Origin of the sequence: Nonomuraea sp. MG754425 (assembly GCF_021699195.1) — a bacterium.
Lineage (GTDB): Bacteria > Actinomycetota > Actinomycetes > Streptosporangiales > Streptosporangiaceae > Nonomuraea.
In genome coordinates this window covers 1-20,007 of the sequence record NZ_SSXE01000124.1, presented here as the reverse complement: position 1 = coordinate 20,007, position 20,007 = coordinate 1, and the positions used below count along the sequence as shown (strand labels likewise).

At 69.5% G+C, this 20,007-nt stretch carries 20 protein-coding genes; 9 read left to right on the top strand and 11 right to left on the bottom strand.

Annotation, left to right across the window (positions count from 1 at the left end):
• Positions 1-34: 34 nt before the first annotated feature.
• The gene (plsX, locus tag FAF44_RS34740) at positions 35-1,060 is read right to left on the bottom strand and encodes a phosphate acyltransferase PlsX (protein WP_272895425.1); all 1,026 of its coding nucleotides are present in this window, start codon (positions 1,058-1,060) and stop codon (positions 35-37) included.
• Positions 1,061-1,283: 223 nt separating this feature from the next.
• Positions 1,284-1,841 (bottom strand): DUF1707 domain-containing protein, encoded by a 558-nt coding sequence (locus FAF44_RS34735; protein ID WP_237107578.1) that lies wholly within the window; start codon positions 1,839-1,841, stop codon positions 1,284-1,286.
• A 178-nt stretch (positions 1,842-2,019) separates the two neighbouring features.
• Here FAF44_RS34735 and FAF44_RS34730 point away from each other — a divergent pair, with 178 nt between their 5' ends.
• On the top strand, positions 2,020-3,336 hold the full coding sequence (locus tag FAF44_RS34730) for a KamA family radical SAM protein (protein WP_237107577.1): 1,317 nt from the start codon (positions 2,020-2,022) through the stop codon (positions 3,334-3,336).
• Positions 3,337-3,725: 389 nt separating this feature from the next.
• Entirely contained in the window at positions 3,726-4,556 is an 831-nt protein-coding gene (locus FAF44_RS34725) for a hypothetical protein (RefSeq protein WP_237107576.1), read from the top strand.
• Between the two features lie 695 nt (positions 4,557-5,251).
• Here FAF44_RS34725 and FAF44_RS34720 read toward each other — a convergent pair.
• The 3 genes from FAF44_RS34720 to FAF44_RS34710 all read right to left on the bottom strand — a co-directional run bounded on the left by FAF44_RS34720 (position 5,252) and on the right by FAF44_RS34710 (position 7,476).
• Positions 5,252-5,488: a hypothetical protein gene (locus FAF44_RS34720; protein WP_237107575.1), complete on the bottom strand. Its 237-nt coding sequence runs from the start codon at positions 5,486-5,488 to the stop codon at positions 5,252-5,254.
• Between the two features lie 193 nt (positions 5,489-5,681).
• Positions 5,682-6,548: an ABC transporter ATP-binding protein gene (locus FAF44_RS34715; protein ID WP_237107574.1), complete on the bottom strand. Its 867-nt coding sequence runs from the start codon at positions 6,546-6,548 to the stop codon at positions 5,682-5,684.
• Positions 6,541-7,476 carry an ABC transporter permease gene (locus FAF44_RS34710; RefSeq protein WP_237107573.1) on the bottom strand — a complete coding sequence of 312 codons (936 nt, stop codon included), beginning with the start codon at positions 7,474-7,476 and terminating at the stop codon, positions 6,541-6,543. Before FAF44_RS34710 ends, FAF44_RS34715 begins: the two co-directional genes overlap by 8 nt.
• Positions 7,477-8,091: 615 nt before the next feature.
• Between FAF44_RS34710 and FAF44_RS34705 the strand changes: the two genes are divergently transcribed.
• From FAF44_RS34705 to FAF44_RS34685, 5 genes are all read left to right on the top strand, one after another.
• A complete protein-coding gene (locus FAF44_RS34705; RefSeq protein ID WP_237107572.1) occupies positions 8,092-9,600 on the top strand; it encodes an ABC transporter substrate-binding protein in 1,509 nt (502 codons plus the stop codon).
• Positions 9,601-9,728: 128 nt separating this feature from the next.
• On the top strand, positions 9,729-10,673 hold the full coding sequence (locus FAF44_RS34700; RefSeq protein WP_237107571.1) for an ABC transporter permease: 945 nt from the start codon (positions 9,729-9,731) through the stop codon (positions 10,671-10,673).
• The gene (locus tag FAF44_RS34695) at positions 10,666-11,640 is read left to right on the top strand and encodes an ABC transporter permease (RefSeq protein WP_237107570.1); all 975 of its coding nucleotides are present in this window, start codon (positions 10,666-10,668) and stop codon (positions 11,638-11,640) included. The genes FAF44_RS34700 and FAF44_RS34695 overlap by 8 nt, the downstream gene beginning before the upstream one ends.
• A gap of 11 nt (positions 11,641-11,651) precedes the next feature.
• Positions 11,652-12,692, top strand: a complete 1,041-nt coding sequence (locus tag FAF44_RS34690; RefSeq protein ID WP_237107569.1) for an ABC transporter ATP-binding protein — start codon at positions 11,652-11,654, stop codon at positions 12,690-12,692.
• Positions 12,673-13,692 (top strand): ABC transporter ATP-binding protein, encoded by a 1,020-nt coding sequence (locus tag FAF44_RS34685; RefSeq protein ID WP_237107568.1) that lies wholly within the window; start codon positions 12,673-12,675, stop codon positions 13,690-13,692. Before FAF44_RS34690 ends, FAF44_RS34685 begins: the two co-directional genes overlap by 20 nt.
• Before the next feature lie 50 nt (positions 13,693-13,742).
• On the opposite strand, the gene FAF44_RS34680 is transcribed toward FAF44_RS34685, so the two are convergent.
• The 5 genes from FAF44_RS34680 to FAF44_RS34660 form a co-directional block, all read right to left on the bottom strand.
• On the bottom strand, positions 13,743-14,927 hold the full coding sequence (locus FAF44_RS34680) for a lipid-transfer protein (protein WP_237107567.1): 1,185 nt from the start codon (positions 14,925-14,927) through the stop codon (positions 13,743-13,745).
• Positions 14,924-15,331 (bottom strand): Zn-ribbon domain-containing OB-fold protein, encoded by a 408-nt coding sequence (locus tag FAF44_RS34675; protein ID WP_237107566.1) that lies wholly within the window; start codon positions 15,329-15,331, stop codon positions 14,924-14,926. The genes FAF44_RS34680 and FAF44_RS34675 overlap by 4 nt, the downstream gene beginning before the upstream one ends.
• 25 nt (positions 15,332-15,356) lie before the next feature.
• The gene (locus FAF44_RS34670) at positions 15,357-16,631 is read right to left on the bottom strand and encodes a S8 family serine peptidase (RefSeq protein ID WP_237107565.1); all 1,275 of its coding nucleotides are present in this window, start codon (positions 16,629-16,631) and stop codon (positions 15,357-15,359) included.
• 8 nt (positions 16,632-16,639) lie between these two features.
• On the bottom strand, positions 16,640-17,248 hold the full coding sequence (locus FAF44_RS34665) for a hypothetical protein (protein WP_237107564.1): 609 nt from the start codon (positions 17,246-17,248) through the stop codon (positions 16,640-16,642).
• Positions 17,249-17,335: 87 nt separating this feature from the next.
• Positions 17,336-18,142, bottom strand: a complete 807-nt coding sequence (locus tag FAF44_RS34660; RefSeq protein ID WP_237107563.1) for an S-adenosyl-l-methionine hydroxide adenosyltransferase family protein — start codon at positions 18,140-18,142, stop codon at positions 17,336-17,338.
• Between the two features lie 117 nt (positions 18,143-18,259).
• Between FAF44_RS34660 and FAF44_RS34655 the strand changes: the two genes are divergently transcribed.
• Both FAF44_RS34655 and otsB read left to right on the top strand, forming a co-directional pair.
• Entirely contained in the window at positions 18,260-18,559 is a 300-nt protein-coding gene (locus FAF44_RS34655) for a DUF3263 domain-containing protein (protein WP_237107562.1), read from the top strand.
• Between the two features lie 51 nt (positions 18,560-18,610).
• Positions 18,611-19,369: a trehalose-phosphatase gene (otsB, locus tag FAF44_RS34650; RefSeq protein WP_237107561.1), complete on the top strand. Its 759-nt coding sequence runs from the start codon at positions 18,611-18,613 to the stop codon at positions 19,367-19,369.
• Between the two features lie 112 nt (positions 19,370-19,481).
• Here the strand turns inward: otsB and FAF44_RS34645 are convergent.
• Positions 19,482-20,007, bottom strand: a 526-nt coding sequence (locus FAF44_RS34645; protein ID WP_368857783.1) for a sugar MFS transporter, incomplete at its 5' end; no start/stop codon positions are given.

The following is a 20,007-nucleotide window of genomic DNA, read 5'->3' as shown; positions in this document are numbered from 1 at the left end:
GCTTCGACGGCGCTCGCGGGAGCGACTTAAGTCTTCACCACAGCCTGTGTGAGCGGCTTGCGCTGGTCGAGACCATCTTCTCGCCGATCGCGGGCACGATGCCGGCGGCCGACAGGTCCGCGGCGAGCCGGCAGGCCGCGCTGATTCCCTGAGCCCTGGCCGCGCCGTGGGCGATGACGACGGTGCCGTTCAGCCCGAGCAGCACCGCGCCGCCGTGCGCCTCGGGGTCGAGGCGGCGGTGCAGCTCGCGCAGGCGCGCGCGCTGCATGACGGCGCCCAGCCGGGCCAGCCTGCTGTCGCTGATCGTCTCCCTGAGCTCGGCGAACGCGTAGCGGACCGCGCCTTCCAGGGTCTTGAGCGCGACGTTGCCGGTGAAGCCGTCGGTGGTGATCACGTCCACCTTGCCGGTCAGCAGGTCGTGGCCCTCGACGTTGCCGACGAAGTTGATGCCGGTCGAGCCCTGCAGCAGTTCGTGGGCGCGCCTGACCAGTTTGTCGCCCTTCTCGGCCTCGCTGCCGATCGTGAGCAGGCCGACCCTGGGGTTCTCGACGCCGTGGGCGAGCTCGGCGTAGGTGGCCCCCAGGTGCGCGAACTGCACCAGCATCTCCGGTTTGACCTCGGCGTTCGCGCCGGCGTCCAGGAGCACGGCCGGGGTGGGCAGTGTGGGGAGGTCGACGGCGATGGCCGGGCGGAGCACTCCGTGCTGGCCTTTGAGCCGGAGTTTGCCGGTGGTCACGATGCCCGCCGTCGATCCGGCGGAGACGACCGCGCTGGCCTCGCCGCGGCGTACGAGGTGGCAGGCGACCGCGATGCTGGAGCGGGGGCGGCGCAGGCTGGCCAGCGCGCCCTCGTCCATCTCCAGCGCCTCCTCGGCCCGGACGATCGGCACCTCCTTGGTGGCGTCGTGGTCGGCCAGCGCCTCGTAGAGCACGCGCGGCGAGCCGACAAGCACGACGGGCAGGCCGCGTTCCCGTACGGCGTGCACCGCCCCCGCCACGATCTCGTGCGGTGCGTGGTCGCCGCCCATGGCGTCGAGCGCGACCGGCCTGCTCTCGGACAATGATCACCTCGTACGGCATCGAGCCCGCCGCCACGGCTTGGCCGGTACGCGGGCTCGGTATGTCCGCATCGCAGGCAAGGCAGGTGTCAGGTTAACCGGCGGGTAGGCCCTGTTGGTTCCCTGCTGGGCCCGTTCCAGTCCTGATCGCCGTGCTGACCCCGGCCGGACGCGTCCTGCTCGCCCTGTCGCCGGCCGTGCGGGTGACCTGTGGCGGGACGGCCGGCTAGAGCAGGTTCCAGTCGTCCTGGCCCCTGGTGACGACCACCTTGGAGAACTTGGACGAGCCCACGAGCCTGATCAGCGGCCCATCGCCGGCTGATCCGGCCGTGATGTGGCGCTTGCCGAAGATGGCGCTGCCCTCGTCGATGACGTGGGCGTTCTCGGGCACCCGCACGATCATCTTGCTGAAGCGCGCGTCGGTCTCGATCGTGATCTCGCGCCCGGGCAGCACGGCGTCGGACAGGTCGATGATGAGCGCCCCGAACCTGGCCGACAGCCTCGTGTGCCGGGAGGCCACCCAGCGCCCCTTGCGTACGACCTTGCTGAACTTGGAGCTGATGACCTGCCGCTCGATCGCGACAGGCACGTCGGAGGCGGACACCCCGGGCAGGTCCCGGGTGAGGGGGATGAGTTCGCCGAGCGTCTTGGCCGTGTAGGTGACGTCGAGGCGGTCGGCGTGTTCGACGCTGGTGAGTCTTCCGGTGGCGAGCGCCTCGGCGAGCACCGCGGCCACGCGGTCGCGGTCGGTGTCGGAGGCGCGCAGGGCTGGATCGTCGGTCACGACAAGTCAGTGTATGCCCGTACGCGATATGTCGCGAGTGCCGGCGAACCTCCAGGAAAACTTGGAGACCAGCGGAACCGTAGCCGCCAGTATGCGCGTCCGGGTATTAAGGACGGTAGACGCGCGACAGGGTCGTGAGGTTTACATCAGATCGAACAAAAAAGATGGGAACGGCCTAGTGATCTTGAACCAACCAGGCACGCGGCGCTTCAAGGCGTACACGTCCAAGCATCTCGACGAGCTCCTGCAGCGTGCGGGGCTGGCCGACGACGAGCGGCTCAAGGTGCGAGCCGTCGCCACGGTGCTGCCCTTCAGGACCAACGCCTACGTCGTGGATGAACTCATAGATTGGTCGGCCGCGCCCGACGACCCCATGTACCGCCTCGTCTTCCCGCAGGAGGACATGCTGCCCGCGGCAGACGTGGCCAGGCTGGCCGACCTGCTCAAGGCCGAGGCGCCGAACGCCGAGATCCAGGCCGAGGCCAACCGCGTACGCGCCCAGCTCAACCCGCATCCCGCAGGCCAGATGGAGCTCAACGTCCCGAAGATCGGCGACGAGCCCGTTCCCGGCATGCAGCACAAATATTCAGAAACAGTGCTGATCTTCCCCAAACAGGGGCAGACCTGTCACGCCTACTGCACCTACTGCTTCAGGTGGGCGCAGTTCGTCGGCGACGCCGACCTCAAGTTCGCCTCTGATGACGTCGACCAGATGGTCGGCTACATCCGCCGGCACCCCGAGGTCACGAGCGTACTGATCACCGGCGGCGACGCCATGATCATGGGCGAGCCGGTGATCAGGCGTTACATCGAGCCGCTCATCGAACTGGAGCAGCTCGAGTCCATCAGGATCGGCACCAAGGCGCTGGCCTACTGGCCGCAGCGCTTCACCACCGACCCCGACGCCGACGACACGCTCCGCCTGTTCGAACGGGTGGTGGAGTCGGGCAAGAACCTCGCGTTCATGGCCCACTTCACGCACCCGCGCGAGCTGGAGTCGCCGCTGGTCGGGTCGGCCGTCGAGCGCATCCTCGGCAGCGGGGCCACGATCAGGACCCAGGCGCCGCTGATCAGGTCCATCAACGACGACCCCGCCGTGTGGTCGGGCATGTGGCGGCGCCAGCTCAGGATGGGGATGATCCCGTACTACATGTTCGTCGAGCGCGACACCGGGCCGCAGGACTACTTCGCGGTGCCGCTCGCGCGGGCGTACGAGATCTTCAGGGAGGCGTACTCCTCCGTCTCCGGGCTCTGCCGCACGGTGCGCGGGCCCTCGATGTCGGCCACGCCGGGCAAGGTGTGCGTGGACGGCGTCATGGAGGTCGCAGGGGAGAAGGTGTTCGTGCTCCACTTCATCCAGGCGCGTGACCCGGCGCTCGTGGGCCGGCCCTTCTTCGCGCGCTACGACCCGGAAGCGGTCTGGCTGACGGATCTGCGCCCGGCCTTCGCCGAACGCTTTCCGTTCGAGCCGGCGGATGCCCGCCTGACTGTCTGACCCGGTCGCACGCGCCCACCGCGACCGGAGAAATACACCCGCGGCCCGCGAACATTTGATTTCACGATCCTTTGTTCGCGGGCCGTCGGATGTTCGGTCCGATCATGTAGACGGTGCGCGCAATTTCAGAAACATGACCCTCCTATTTCCCGTTTTGTCTTCCCGCTCAACGCTCCCCCTTTACTCGGTAACCGGCCTGCAAACCCCTGCTACATGGGGATTCATGCGCCTGCGGCCGATCATCACGAGTGATAGAACTGCTTGCGTAGCTCAGCCGTGGCGACACGCTTCGTGTGGTGCCCATAGCGCGTACGCGACGGCAGACGGGGGTTATCGATTCGCATTTCCACGCATTCGAGAGCGATCGATCACGAGCCGGGAAGGCAATCATGAATCGAGTAGTCAAGACGGCGATAGCCGTCACAGTATTCGGCCTGGCGGCGGCGGCGATGGCCGTGCCGGCCCAGGCGGAACTTCGATACGACACCGCCAGGCACGCTGCCGTCGAAGGCCCGGGCGGAGGCACCACGGCAGCAGGTAGCCCGCTCGGTGGTCTGCTGGGCGGCCTGACCGGGGGCAGCCTGCTCGGCGGCCTGCTGGGCGCCGCCAAGACCAAGGTCGGCGCCCACCCCGCCGCGATGACCGAGGCCCAGCGCGACGCCGCCGCGGAGCACCAGGCGGAGTTCGGCACCACGGCCAACGCGGCCGAGGACGTCACCCGCACCGGGGGCCCGATCCCCGAGCTGTCTCCCATCGTGGGCGGCTTCGAGATCCCGCTCAGCGGGAAGAGCGCCCTGGGCGGGTCCCTGCCCATGCTGGGCGGCGCGGCGCGCATGGCGCAGCCCGGGATGCCCAAGGTCAAGGCCGACACCTCGGCCCAGGGCGTGGCCCAGGGCGTCGGCGCCTTCTCCGCCGACGCGGTGCTCGGCGGGCTCAGCGCCGCCGCGCGGCACGCGCTGCCGACCGTCACCGGTGGCGGGCTGTCGCCGGTGCTCGGGAAGGTCGCGCCCGCCGAGATGGCTCCGGTCGTCGAGGCGCTGCCCGCCACCTCCCAGGCCGCCTCCATGGACGAGCTCGCCCCGCTCGTCGAGCAGGGCACGTCCTTCGTCGAGGCCCGTGGCGTCAAGGCCGTCGGTTCCTACGGCGACGTCATCACCGCCCTCGGCTGGACCACCGACGCGCTGACGAGCTCGGTGCGGAACACCTGGGCCCGCGACTAGTCGCTCCCGGGGTTCGCGACCGGCATTCCCGGAAACGCGGCTGGACGCTGCCGGGTTCGGGGCCGGGGCACCCCTGGAGTCGTGAACTAGGCGCGACTCCCGGGCTCATGCCCTCGGCCCGGCTTGCGGGCAGATGACCAGGCGCGGCTCCCGGACGCGATCGCCCGGGTGCGCCGCCGGGCCGGGTACGGAGGTGCTGATGAGCATGGCCGGCTGGAGAGCCGGTAGGACGGTTCGCGGGTGTCACAGGTGCCGACGCCCGGGCACCGGACCTGCCGGCGACCGGCGGCCCCGCTCACACACCTCGTCGCTCGCCTGACGGCCCCCCGCACGCGACCGGGATCCCGCGACGCCCGGGGTCTCCTTGTCGGGACCCGCGGGCCGAGCTGAGCCCTTGCCCGAGGAGGCCGGGGCCGGGGTCTTTCCGGGAGCGACGCCGTCGCACCGACGCGGCAGGCCACAACGGGGCGCCTCTGAGGTGCCGGCGCCCGTGGCACTGACGCGCGTGGGTTCTGAGTCCGCCGCCCGAAAGCGGCCGGTCTCATTCCGGGCCTGGGCGGACGCGCCCTCGCCCAGGGCGCGGACGCCGCCACTGCAGGGCGGCGGCGCCGCGCCCCACTTCCGTCACCGGCTCCCCCCGCGGGGGCCGGTGACGCTGTTTCCCCCAGCCTCTCAGCCAGGCCCGCGGCGGGGCTTCAGGGAAGGCGGACGCCGGTGCGGCGGCCGATCTGGGCCTGCAGCCGGGCCATCTGCCAGTGCAGCTCCAGAAGCTGCTCGGCGAGCTGCACCCTGGGGATCTCGGACACATCTTCGGTGGCCAGGTAGTCAATCGCGGCTGAAAGCTCTCCCATCGCGCGCCCCCACTCCATCGCCTTCCCCGGATCGAATTGACGTTCGAATCCTATCGGAACGGCAGGCTCGCTGTCAGTCATTCATCCCTCTGGTCGCCGCTGTTTCGCACGCAAGATCGAATCGCGGAACGGCGCGAACCACCACGTGGCCGGGCATGTGAGGGCTCGCGTGGCGGCGGGTGGCGGGCTGCGGCGGCGCGGGACAGCATGAGGTCACCGCCCACGACGGAAAGACCGACGGAAAGACCGAACGGCCGCGAAGTCGCGGCGGCGCTCAGCCCTTGTTGTAGGCGGAGATGACTTCCTTCGGGTCGCCGTCCATCTTGATCTTGCCCTTGTGCAGCCAGATCACCCGGTTGCAGGTCTGCTCGATCACGCGCAGGTCGTGGGCCACGAGGAAGACCGTGCCCGCCGACTCCCGGATCTGCCGGATGCGCTCCTCGCTCTTCTTGCGGAAATCGCGGTCGCCGGTGGCCAGCGCCTCGTCGATGAGCAGGACGTCGTGGGTCTTGGCCGAGGAGATGGCGAAGCGGAGCCGGGCGCCCATGCCGGAGGAGTAGGTGGACATCGGGAGCTGGACGAACTCGTCGATGCCGGAGAAGTCGACGATCTCCTGGTACTTCTCCTTGACCTCGGCGGGCGTCATGCCCATCGCGTAGCAGCCGAGGACGATGTTGCGCTCGCCGGTCAGCTCGCGCATGAGGGCCGCGTTGACGCCGAGCAGCGAGGGCTGGCCGTCGGTGTAGACGGCGCCCTTGTGCGGCGGCAGGAGGCCCGCGATGGCGCGCAGCAGCGTGGACTTGCCGGAGCCGTTGCGCCCCACGATGCCGATGGCGTCGCCGTGGTAGGCCACGAAGGTCACGCCCTTGACGGCGTGGACCTCTTTCATCTGCGGCCGGCCCTGACGCCTGAGGACGCGTGTGAGCGCGTTGACCGCGTTGCCCTTCTCGGCGTCGGAGGCGGCACCGTAGACGCGGTAGACGATGTGCAGATCGTCGACGATGACGGTGGGAGTGCCCGTGGGGACGTCCAGTGGGCTCTTGCCCTGGGGCTCCGGGTTGGGATGCACTCGCACATCCTTGCCGGAGACGGCGGGCTTGTCGCCCTTCACCTGTGACAGCTCCTTGGTCAGTTCAGCCACGCCCGTACCTCTCCTCGGACCGCCAGAAGTACCAGAAGCCGAAGCCGAGTGCGAACACCGCCCAGAATACGCAAGAGACCAACACCATCGTCGGGGGGTGGTGCCCGTGGCTGGTGTTGTAGGTCGGGATGAGGATCTCGCGCATCCACTCGATGTAGGAGGCCGCCGGGTTGAGGTACATCACGTCGGCCACCCACTGGGGCAGCTCGGCGGCGCCGACGACCTTGGCCTGGATCGAGAAGAACACGCCGGAGGCGTAGAGCCAGGTGCGCGTGATGAACGGCAGCAACTGGTTGAGGTCGCGCATCTGGGCGCCGACCCTGGCCACCACCAGCCCGGCCCCGATGTTGAACAGGGTCTGGAGCAGGAGCACCACCGGGATCATGAGCCAGTACCAGGTGGGCATCTCACCGGTGAGCACCACGAGGACCAGGAGTACGCCCATGGAGATGGCGAGCTGCTGGAGCTCCTGGATCGTGTACGCGAGCGGCAGCGAGGCCCTGGGGAAGTGCAGGGCCCGGATCATCGACAGGTTGCCGGAGATCGACTTGGCGCCCGCGGTCACGGTCCGCTGCGTGTAGGTGAAGATGAACATCCCCGTGAGCAGGAACGCCGGGTAGTTCTCGATGTCCTTGCCGCCGCCCAGGATGACGCCGAACATCACGAAGTAGATGGCGGCGTTGAGCAGGGGGGTCAGCACCTGCCAGAGCTGGCCGAGCGTCGAACTCGAGTATTTCGTGACGTTGCGCGAGGTGGCGTACGTCAGGATGAAGTGTCGGCGCTGCCACAGCATACGCAGATAGACCGGAAACCTCGGGCGCGCGATGGCGCGGCGAAGTCCGTATCTCTTGGCGAGCTTGGCCAGCGGCTCCTGCCCGCTTCGGCCGCCCGCCTGGGCGTCCGCTACAGCGGATTCCGGCTGGCTCATGGCAAGGACTCTATTGGATCCCGGTCGGTGGGGTGCCTGTCGTACGGGTTGACGACGGACAGTTGGACAGACTGTTTGACGCGATCCTCGGACGCCGGGGTTCCAAGGCGTCGTCAAGACCTGCTCAACCGTAGCCCAGCGAGCCGGGGCGTGGCGGCAAGGGCACGAGCATGGTCGTGTAGGGGGTATTTTTCATCGACTGTTCACGTCTCGGCTCTACCCGTCGCGGATGATTTGTACTGTTTGTCGGAGTGTGTGCTTAATGTCTGTGACGTTGGATTGGCGCACGTGTGACCGAACTGCAACGCGCCAGAGACTCGCTGGTGGCACGTAGTAAGGGATAGTCGCGATCGACTGGCAGGGCGTCGGGCTGGTTTGACCATGTCAGCCAAATCCGGGGGGATACCAGGAACCCCCCGTCAGGCTGCTCACGATCACGCAGCTCAGCGCTTGGCGCCCACCTGTAGAGGGAGGAACTCTTTCACCATGCGTGTTACTAAGGGCGCACGGATCGTCGCCGGTACCGCGCTGCTCGCCCTCGCGGTTGCCGCGTGTGGCGGCGGTGCCACGGACAATGGTGGTGCTGCTGCGGGCGGTGAAGAAACGCCGGTCCGGATGGAAATCGGTGAGCCCCAGGAGCTGCTGAACCCGCAGAACACCACGGAGACCGAGGGCGCTGAGGTGCTCGCGGCGGTGTTCTCGCCTCTCGTGGACTACGACGAGAACAAGCAGCCGATTGAGGAAGCCGCCGAGTCCATCACCACGACGGATAGCAAGGTCTGGACGATCAAGCTGAAGTCGGGTTACACCTGGCATGACGGTACGCCTGTGACCGCCGCGGACTACGCTCGCGCGTGGAACTACGCCGCTCTCCAGGACAACGCCATGAGCTCGTCCTACTTCTTCGGGCGCGTCGACGGCTACGAGGACGTGCACCCCGGCGAGGGCAAGACGCCGACGACCAAGGAGATGAAGGGTCTCAAGGTCGTCGACGACTCCACGCTGGAGGTCACGCTCACCGCGCCGTTCTCCCAGTTCAAGACCATGCTGGGGTACACCGCCTTCTACCCGATGCCGGCCGTGGCGCTCGGCTCCGACGGCAAGATCACCACGGCCTATGGTGAGAAGCCGATCGGCCAGGGCCTGTTCAAGCTGGACAAGCCCTACAAGAAGGGCACCGACCCGACCATCGAGATGTCGGTGTACGACAAGTTCACCGGCAAGAAGCCGACCGGCTGGACGAAGCTCCAGTTCAAGGTCTACACGAGCTCCGAGACCGCGTGGAACGACCTCCAGGCCGAGAACCTGGACATCCACGACTCCCTGCCGGCCACCGCCATCTCCACGGCCAAGCAGGTGCTCGGTGACCGCTACTTCGACGAGCCCGACGCCTCCATCGGCTACATCGGCGTCCCGCTGAAGTACAACAAGGACTTCGAGAACGTCGACGTGCGCAGGGCCATCTCGATGGCCATCGACCGCAAGACCATCGCGGACACGGTCTTCTCGGGCACCCGTTCCCCGGCCGACGACTTCATCAACCCGGCCATCCCCGGCTACCGCCAGGGCGCCTGCACGGCGTGCACGTACAACCCGGCCGAGGCCAAGAAGCTGTACGAGAGCGCGGGCGGTCCCAAGACCATCGAGCTGGGGTACAACGCCGACGGCGGCCACAAGGAGTGGATCGAGGCCGTCGCCAACAACCTGCGCGCCAACCTCGGCATCGAGGTCTCGCCGAAGCCGTTCGAGAAGTTCCAGGGCATCCTGGACGCCCTCGACGCCAAGGAGTACACGGGCCTGTTCCGGATGGGCTGGTCCATCGACTACCCCTCGGCCGAGAACTACCTGACGCCGATCTTCAACACCGGCGCCATCGGCACCGGCTCCAACTACGGCGGTTACTCCAACAAGGACTTCGACGAGCTGATGGCCAAGGGCGACCAGGCCGCCGACGCCGCCGAGGGCCTGAAGTTCTACCAGCAGGCCGACGACATCCTGCTGAAGGACCTGCCGTACATCCCGATCTACTTCTACCGGAGCAACTTCGGGCACTCCACCAAGGTCAAGAACGTCAAGCTCAACCTGCTCAACCAGATCAACTGGGCGGACGTCGAGAAGGCCTGACGTCATTCGTCTGGCGGGCGGCACTTGCCGCCCGCCCGTCGGAGGGCTGAGCTTGGAGGCAGTCACTCGGACCGGGTAAATCACGGACTCCGGGGGCTGCCTCCAAGTGTGTACCGGAGGGCTTTGAAATGGGCCGATATGTCATCAGGCGTCTGATTCAGGCGATACCCGTCCTGCTCGGCGCCACGCTACTCATCTTCTGCATCGTCTTCGCACTGCCCGGCGACCCCATTGCGGCATTGTTCGGGGACAAACGACCGGACCCGGCGGTGGCGGAGGTGCTGCGCGAGCAGTACCACCTCAACGACCCCCTGCTCCTGCAGTACTGGTACTACATCAGCGGCGTGCTCTTCCGAGGCGACTTCGGCGTGAACTTCGCCGACGTCCCCGTGTCGCAGATCATGGTCGGCAAGTTCCAGATCACGCTGAACCTGGCTCTCACCGCCCTGGTCATGGAGGCGTTCATCGGCGTCGGCCTGGGCCTGTGGGCGGCGCTGCGCCGCGGCAAGGCGACCGACACGATGATCCTCGCCTCGACGCTGCTGCTGATCTCGGTCCCCACGCTGGTGACCGGCTTCGTGCTGCAACTTCTGCTGGGCGTGAAACTCAAGGAATGGACGGGGCTGGACATATTCCCGGTCGCGGGCACGTTCGCGGGCTGGCGCAGTTACGTACTGCCCGGCTTCGTGCTCGCAGGGACGTCCATCGCGTACCTGACCAGGCTCACCAGGACCAGCCTGGTGGAGACCCTCAGGGCGGACTACATCCGCACGGCCACGGCCAAGGGTCTGAGCAGACGGCGCGTCATCGGCAGGCACGGCCTGCGCAACGCGTTGATCCCGCTCGTCACCTACCTGGGCGCCGACCTCGGCAACCTGATGGGCGGCGCGGTGATCACCGAGACGATCTTCAACCTCCAGGGCATCGGCAACCAGCTCTTCACCTCGGTCTACCTGCGAGAGCAGCCGGTGGTGGTGGGCATCGTCACGGTGCTGGTGCTGATCTACATCCTGGCCAACCTGGTCGTCGACTTGTTGTACGCCGTGCTCGACCCGAGGATCCGATATGAGTAACCCAACCCCGCCGGTCGGGCCGGGACTCCCGGAGACGCAGACCCTGGTTCCCGACACGGTCACCGAGCCCGCGAAGCAGCGTGCGGGCAAGCAGGCCAAGGCCGCCAGGTCCGCGAGCCTGTGGACCGACGCCTGGTACGACCTCAGGCGCCGGCCGATGTTCATCATCTCGATGATCATCATCCTGATCCTGCTCATCATGTCGTTCTGGCCGTCGTTGTTCACGTCGGTCGACCCGTACAACGCCAGGACGTGCGACCTGTCCACGGCCAGGCAGGGACCCAGCCCGGGCCACCTGTTCGGCCGGGACAACCTGGGCTGCGACGTCTACGCGCGGACGATCTACGGAGCCCGCAACTCCATCGTGATCGGCGTGTTCACCACGCTCATCACCACGCTCGTCGGCGGACTGCTCGGCATCGTCGCCGGCTTCCGCAGCGGCGTGGTGGACACGGTCTCCTCGCGGCTCACGGAGATCTTCTTCGCCATCCCCCCGATCCTCGGCGCGCTGCTGATCGCGGCCACCTTCCGCGGCCGGGCCAACAGCATCATGCTGGTCATCATCGCGCTGGCGGTGCTCGGCTGGCCGATGACGTTCCGCATCATGCGGGCGGCGGTGATCACGGCGAAGAACCAGGACTTCGTGATCGCGGCCAGGGCACTGGGCGCGGGCGCGGGCCGCATCATGTTCCGCCACCTGCTCCCGAACTCCCTGGCCCCGGTCATCGTCGTGGCCACGATCAACCTGGGCACCTTCATCGCGGCCGAGGCCGCGCTGTCGTTCCTGGGAGTCGGCGTGCAGTCGCCGGACATCTCCTGGGGTCTGATGATCGCCGACGCGCGTAACAGGTTCCTGGAGGCGTCACTGCCACTGGTGTTCCCCGCCGTGTTCCTGAGCATCACCGTGCTGGCGTTCATCATGATGGGCGACGCCGTGCGCGACGCGCTCGACCCGAAGCTCAGGTAGAAGGGGAGCTTGTGAATAAGACGTCCACAGACCTGTCCCCTGCCGAGGTGACACCGGGCGACGAACCGCTGCTCGCGGTCGACGACCTGCATGTGGAGTTCCACACGCGGGCCGGCACCGTGCGCGCGGTCAACGGTGTGAGCTACACGGTCGGGGCCGGCGAGACGCTCGCGGTGCTGGGCGAGTCGGGTTCGGGCAAGTCCGTGACGGCCCAGGCCATCATGGGCATCCTGGACATGCCTCCTGCGGTCATCCCGCACGGGGAGATCCGCTTCAAGGGCACCGACCTGCTCAAACTCTCGGAAGAGGCACGCACGCAGGTCCGCGGCCAGCGGATCGCGATGATCTTCCAGGACGCGCTGTCCGCGCTCAACCCGGTCTTCACCGTGGGCTGGCAGATCAGCGAGATGTTCCGGGTCCACCGGGGCATGTCCAAGTCCGAGGCCATGAAGAAGGCCGTCGAGCTGATGGACCGGGTCCGCATCCCGGCCGCCAAGCAACGCGTGCACGACTACCCGCACCAGTTCTCCGGCGGCATGCGCCAGCGCATCATGATCGCGATGTCGATCGCGCTGGACCCCGAGGTGCTGATCGCGGACGAACCGACCACGGCGCTCGACGTGACCGTCCAGGCGCAGATCATGGAACTGCTGGCCGAGCTGCAACGCGAGAGCCAGATGGGCCTGATCCTCATCACCCACGACCTCGGGGTCGTGGCCGACGTGGCCGACAAGATCGCGGTCATGTACGCGGGGCGCATCGTGGAGAACGCCCCCGTGTACGACATCTACAAGACGCCCGCGCACCCGTACACGAAGGGCCTGCTGGACTCGATCCCCAGGGTCGACCTCAAGGGCCAGGACCTGTACGCGATCAAGGGCCTGCCGCCGAACCTGCTGGACCTGCCGAAGGGGTGCTCGTTCCATCCCCGGTGCCCCTACCGGCAGGACAACTGCGAGAGCACCGCCCCCCAGCTCTACGAGATCAGCGGCATCCGCGGCAGCGCCTGCCACTACTGGAGGGAGGTCCTCGATGGCGAACGACAGCAGTGAGCGCATCCTGGAAGTGCGTGATCTGGTCAAGCACTTCCCGCTGACCCAGGGGATCCTCTTCAAGAAGCAGATCGGCGCGATCAAGGCCGTGGACGGCGTCTCGTTCGATCTGAACAGGGGCGAGACGCTGGGCATCGTGGGCGAGTCGGGCTGTGGCAAGTCCACGCTCGCCAAGGTGCTGATGGCGCTCGAACGGCCCACCTCGGGCTCGGTGAAGATCAACGGCCGGGACATCGCCAAGGCCAGGGGCGGCGAGCTCAAGCGCATGCGCCGCAACATCCAGATGGTGATGCAGGACCCGTACACCTCGCTGAACCCGCGGATGACCGTGGGCGACATCATCGGGGAGCCGTACGAGATCCACACGGAGGTCGCCCCCAAGGGCGACCGCAGCCGGCGGGTGCAGGAGCTGCTGGAGGTGGTCGGCCTCAACCCCGACCACCTCAACCGCTACCCGCACCAGTTCTCCGGCGGCCAGCGGCAGCGCATCGGCATCGCCCGGGGGCTGGCGCTGCAGCCGGAGATCATCGTCTGCGACGAGCCGGTCTCGGCGCTCGACGTGTCGATCCAGGCACAGGTGATCAACCTGCTGGAGCGGCTGCAGAACGAGTTCAACCTCGCCTACATCTTCATCGCCCACGACCTGTCGGTGGTGCGCCACATCTCCGACCGGGTCGGGGTGATGTACCTGGGCAAGTTCGTGGAGCTGGGCAAGGACACCGAGATCTACGACCGTCCCGCCCATCCGTACACGCAGGCGCTGCTGTCGGCGGTGCCGGTGCCCGACCCCGAGGGCCGGGAACAGCGTGAACGGATCATCCTGCAGGGCGACCCGCCCTCTCCGGCCAACCCGCCCAGCGGGTGCCGTTTCCGCACGCGGTGCTGGAAGGCGCAGGAGATCTGCGCGCAGGAGGAGCCGCTGCTGCAGATCCGGCCGGGCACGGGGCACGAGAGCGCGTGCCACTTCGCGGAGACCCACGACGTGGTGCACGTGAGCTGATCCCGAGGGTCCCCGCCGCGCGACGGGGACCTTTCGGGGCACACCCTCGTTCAGGTCGTGGCGACGATCGCGGAGCCGTGGCCGAACAGGCCCTGGTTGGCTGCCAGGGCCACCCGGGCTCCCGGCACCTGACGGCTGCCGGCGCGGCCCCTGAGCTGGTTCGTCAGCTCGACGAGCTGGGCCAGGGCCTGCGCCGGGATGGCCTCCCCGAACGAGGCCAGGCCGCCCGACGGGTTGACCGGGAGGCTGCCCCCGAGAGCCGTCCGGCCGTCACGCAGGAGCTTGTCCGCCTCGCCGGGCGGGCACAGGCCGATGTCCTCCATCCAGTCCAGTTCCAGGGCCGTCGAGAGGTCGTACACCTCGGCCAGCGACAGGTCCTCCGGCCCCGTACCGGCCTCCTCGTAGGCGGCGTGGGCGATCGCCGCCCTGAAGGGCCGCTCGGGCGCGGGCACGGCCGCGGTGGAGTCGGTGGCGAAGTCCGGAAGTTCCAGCACCGTGTTCGGGAAGACGGGCGTGACCGTGGAGACGGCGGCCAGGCGGACGAAGCCCGTGCCCCGGCGGCGGGCGTACGACTCCGAGGCGAGCACCACCGCCGCGCCCCCGTCGGAGGTGGCGCAGATGTCCATGAGGCGCAGCGGGTCGGCCACCATGGGGGAGGCCAGCACCTCCTCGGCGGTGACGGGCTTGCGGTAGCGGGCCATCGGGTTCAGCGAGCCGGCCAGCGCGTTCTTGACCTTGACGGCGGCGAAGTCGGCGGGCGTCGAGCCGTACAGCGCCATGCGGCGGCGGGCGTAGAGGGCGAAGTAGGCCGGGTTCGTCGCGCCCAGGAGGCGGAAGCGCAGCCAGTCGGGGTCGTCGGGACGGTCGCCGCCCACCGGCCGGAAGAAGCCCTTGGCGCTCGCGTCGGCCCCGATCACGAGCGCGACGTCGCACAGCCCGGCCAGGATCCGGGCGCGGGCGATGTCGAGCGCCTGCGCTCCCGACGCGCAGGCCGCGTAGCAGGAGGCGACCCTGGCGCCGTTCCAGCCCAGCTCGCGGGCGTAGGAGGCGCCGGAGACGAAGCCCGGGTAGCCGTTCCTGATCGTGTCGGCCCCGACGACGTACTGCACGTCCGTCCACTCCAGGCCGGCGTCGCGCAGGGCCTCGCGGGCCGCCGCGACGCCGTACTCCAGGAAGGGGCGGCCCCACTTGCCCCATGGGTGCAGGCCGGTGCCCAGCACCGCCACCGCGCTCACGAGGCCCGCCCCCACATCCACACCAGCGGGCCGTCGGCCAGCGGGCCCGCGGTCAGCTCCAGCTCCATGCCCACCTCCAACTGGTCCACCGTCAGGCCCTTGACCTGGCCGAGGACCACGATGCCCACCTCGTCGAGTTCGACCGCGGCCAGTGTGACCGGCTCGTACGGCCGCGCCGCCACGTACGGTTCCGGCGGCGGGTAACAGGCGTTCGTGTACGACCACACCCGGCCGCGCCGCGGCAACGGCAGCGCCTCCATGTCCGTGCCGGGGCAGCGCGGGTTCGGGCACGACCCGCGCCGGGGCGGGAAGCAGACCGTGCCGCACCCCGTGCACCTGGTGCCGATGAGGTGGACGCCGTCCTGCGGCGAGATGGCGAACCAGCCGTCGATGGCGTACGTCATAGCCGGAGTATCACACAAGCGCTTGCTAGGTAGAATCCCTTTCGCGCTCCGGACCCTGCCGCAGCATCACCCGCGCCGACATCCCCAGCGCCAGCAGCAGCATGCCCGCCACCACCGCCATCCTGGAGACGGGCGCGGGCCCGTCGCCGAAATACGGCCCCGGCCGCGACAGCCCCGCCGCCGGCACGTCCAGCCGGGCCGCCGCCCGCAGCGCCAGCAGCGCGTTGGCCACGCCGTGCCCGTAGGCCGGGCTGTAACCGTCGGAGGGCCGCCGCCTGGTGCCCAGCTCGATGGCCATCCGCACGTGATACGGCGACATGGCCGGATGCGCGGACCTGATCAGCGCCGCGACACCGGCCACCATCGCGGCGGCCGAGCTGGTGCCGTCGCCGACCACGTACGAGTCCGCGCCGTCGGCGGTGACGATCTCCGTGCCCGGGGCCACCACGGACACGTAGTCCTGCCTGTTGGAGAACCCGGCCACCGCCAGCCGCCGGTCCACCGCCCCCACCGCGATCACGCCGGGGTAGGCGGCGGGGAAGTTCTTCCTGTTGCCCGACTCGCCGTCGTTGCCCGACGAGGCCACCAGCACCGCGCCCTTGCCGATCGCGTACTGGACGGCCTCCTCCTCCGCGGCCGACCCCTCCCACGCGCCGCTGCCGCCGCCGAGCGACATGCTGATCACGTCGGCGCCCTGGTCGGCGGCGTATCTGATGCCCTTGGCCAGCGCGTCGCGCCAGCCGGAGCGCTGCTTGCCGCGCATCGGGTCGCCGTTCTCCAGGGTGACCCGGACCGACAGGACCTTGGCCGCGGGCGCCACCCCCAGCACGCCGCCCTTGCGGCCGTCGCCGTGCCCGTGCCCGGCGATCAGGCTGGCCATGGCGGTTCCGTGCGGTCCCCACGCCTCACCGCCGTCCGAACCGGCGACCGTCATGCTCGTGGGGGCCGTGCTCGCGTCCGTGTCCGCCGGGCTGCCGTCCGTGGCGCGCGCGTCGGCCGACCTGGCGTCGGGCGCAGGCGTGTCCGTGAGGTCGGGGCCCGGGATGACGGCGCCCTCCAGGTCGGGGTGGTGAGCGTTCACACCGGTGTCGAGGACGGCCACCACCACACCCTCGCCCCTGCTCGTCCGCCACGCCTCGGGCAGCCGCAGCGCGCCGAGCTGCCACTGCCCGGCCCGTGCCGCCGCGCCGACGTCGCCGTCGTCGGCGTCATCGACGTCGCGGGCCCACGCGGCCCAGGCGGAGGGGGCGGCCGGGGCGGCGACGCCGGTCGCGAGCCCGGCCAGCAGGAGGGGGAGCACGAGCCGCCTCATCGGGTCATCGCCCGGTGCAGCGCCGTCGCGAGCTGCCGGGCGGCGTCGCGCAGCCGCGGCAGGACGCCGTCACCCGGCCGGTACGCCCGCCCGTCCGCGTAGCCCGCGGCCGTCGCCACCATGTAGCGCCCACCGGACCCGACCACCACGCCGGTGAAGTACTGGCTGTCGCCGAACCGTTCGGCGGCCCCACCGGGGAAGGGCACGGGACGCACGGTGGCGGGCCGCCCGACGCCGTCGCGGCCGGAGCCGGGCCGGGGCCCGTCGAGCACGGCGATGCCCACGGTGATGACGAAGGTCTGCGTGCTGTCGGCGTAGGTCGCGCGTAACGCGGTGCGGCAGCCGGTCCGTACGGCGGCGGGCTGGAAGGCGGACGGGCAGGGCGACTCGGGGGCGACCCCGGCGAGCACATAGGTGACCCGGGCCCCGGACGGGCTGAGACCGGGCACCGTGCCGGGGAACACGCGCGCGACCGGCCAGGACCGCCAGCGCTCCGCGACGGGCGGCGCGGGGGCGGGCCAGATCAGGGAGAGGAGGGCGAGCACAACGGACAGGTGGAACACGGCGACCTCGAACGGAAGGGGAGGGACCTCCGATCTGCCCATGCATTCTGACACGTGGGAGCGCGGTCAACCCGATGCTTCGGTAAACAGACCGATACGCGGAGTAGTTACCGATCTGCGGCATTCAACCTATGGAGAGGGTGAAAGTCGTACATGTGCCCCAGGTGGGAGGCCCAGTCGCTGCGCCGCGTCGCCGAAGTTGACCGCGATCGCGACCAGCCCGGCCGAGTCCGCGAACGCCACCAGCTCCCCGGGCGGCACCGCCGCGTACGTCTCCCGGTACGGCAGCGCGAACTGCCGCCGCCCCAGCCGCACCCCCAGCGTGTCGCCCACCCGGACGCCCAGCGCGTGCAGGTCCCCGGCCGCGATCGAGAGCTGGGTGTTGCCGTTGCGGTCGACCGAGACGACCTCACCCTCCACCGAGCCCTCGCGCAGCAGCGAGGTAGGCTCGGGCAGCGTGACCAGCCTGGCCGGCGGCACCTCGGGGCCCAGGTCGGCCGGTCTCAGCCCCCCGCACAGCCGCCCCGCGACCGGCGCGAACACGTCGCGGCCGTGGAAGGTCGGGGAGACGGGGTGCAGGAAGTGGTCGGCGTCGCTGATCTCGTACGCCGCCCGCGCGCCGCCGCTGGCGTGCACCGCCCACGACAGCAGCCCGTTGTCCGGCCCGATGAACACCCGTCCGCCCGCCTCGACGGCCACCGCGCGCCGGGCCCCGCCCACACCCGGGTCCACCGCTCCGATGTGCACGCCCTCGGGAAGGTACGGGATGGTCTGGGCGAGAATCGCCGCACCGCGCCGCACGTCCCCGGCGGGGATGACATGGCACACGTCGATCACCCGCGCTTCGGGGGCGATCCCGGCGATCACTCCATGACAGGCCGCCACATAACCATCCTCGAGCCCATAGTCGGTGAGGAGCGTGATGACTGGGGTCACATTTCGTGACTGTACGTCTCTCAATCCACCGTGAACAGCCGCACTCCGCACATTACGATGGCCACGGGCCGCGTGCGGGCGACGCGATCGTCATCCGCCCCTTTCGAGGAGGACACCATGGGAGCACCGCTCAGCGGTGACAATGCTGCCCAGGAACCGCCCCGCCAACCACTGTCAGACCGTGAACTCGAACTCCTCGCCTTCGAGCGCCAATGGTGGCGCTACGCGGGCGCGAAGGAGCAGGCCATCAAGGAGACCTTCGGGTTCTCCGCCACCCGCTACTACCAATTGCTCGGTGAGCTGATCGACCGGCCGGAGGCGCTCGAACAAGATCCCATGTTGGTCAAGAGGCTGCGCAGGTTACGGTCCGCACGGCAGCGCGACCGCGCGGCCAGAAGGCTTGGCATGCGCCCCTGACCCATTGGGTACGGCAGGCGCGTGAAGAACATCCCTGGACTTGAAACGATCTTGAGCGATCCGGCAGGCGCCGTGATCGGGCTCGACTTCGACGGAACGCTGTCGCCGATCGTGCCCGACCCCGCCAAGGCCGTGATCCACCCGGAGGCGCCCGAAGTACTCGCCGACCTGGGCGCGCACGTCCGAGCGGTGGTCATCGTGACCGGCAGGCCCGCGGCCACCGCACTGGAACTGGGGCCCGGCCTGGCCGACGTGCCGGGCCTGGTCGTGCTCGGCCACTACGGCTTCGAACGCTGGGAGGACGGGCGCATCTCCGCGCCCCCGCCCCCGCCGGGCGTGCCCCGGGCCGAGGCCGAGTTGCCGCTGCTGCTCGACTCGCTCGGCCTGGCCGGCGTCACCATCGAGGACAAGGGCCGGGCCGTGGCCGTGCACACCAGGCGCAGCCCCGAACCCGAACTGGCGCTGGCCACGTTGCGCGAGCCGCTGGCCAAGCTGGCCGACAAGCACGGCCTGGTGATCGAGCCCGGCCGCCTGGTGCTGGAGCTGCGTCCGCCCGGCATGGACAAGGGGCACGCGCTCAGCCTGTTCCTGGCCGAGCGGTCCGCCCGCTCGGTCATGTTCGTCGGTGACGACCTGGGCGACCTGGCCGCCTTCGACGCCGTACGCGCCTCGCGGCTGCCCGGGGTGACCGTGTGCAGCGGCTCGACCGAGGTGGCCGCACTGGCCGAACGGGCCGACATCGTGGTGGACGGGCCCGAAGGGGTGGTGACGCTGCTCAGGGAGATGACCGCGGGCTTCGCCCGTTCGTGAGAGCCAGGGCGTGATCATGCGTCACCTCGCCGTCGTGGCCGCCGATATGGCCACGACCACCCCCCGCACCCGTTCGGAGGCACAGTTCACCGGGGCCGCCCGGCTGCCTGACTCAAGGGCGTCGGCCAGGGGCCAGCACCCCGGCGACCGCGAGGCCGATGAGCGCGGGCACCATCAGGAACGCGGTCCCGGTGCCGAAGCCGTCGGCCAGCGCGCCGAGCGCCAGCGGACCGGCCGCCATCGCGGCGCCCGCCCAGACGGGTGAGGCCGCCGCCGCCAGGTCCGACCGGCCGCCCGCGCCGTCGATCAGCGCGGCCAGCGCGAGTGGGAAGTGCAGCGACACCCCGAGCCCGCAGAGCACCAGCCCGGCGTAGGAGAGCACCGGCTGGCCGCTCAGCCAGAACACCAGCCAGCCCGCGAACGTCACCCCCAGCGCCCCGGCGAACAGCGGCACGGGCGGCAGCCGCAGCGCGAGTTGCGCCCCGGCGAACCTGCCCGCCGCCATGCCCGTCACGAACGCCGTCAGCCCGGTCGCCGCCGTCGCCGCGGGCAGACCCGTCCGGAGGGCGAGCAGTTCTGCGGCCCACAGGTTGAAGCTGAACTCCAGCGCCACGCAGCAGAACAGCACCAGCCCCGCC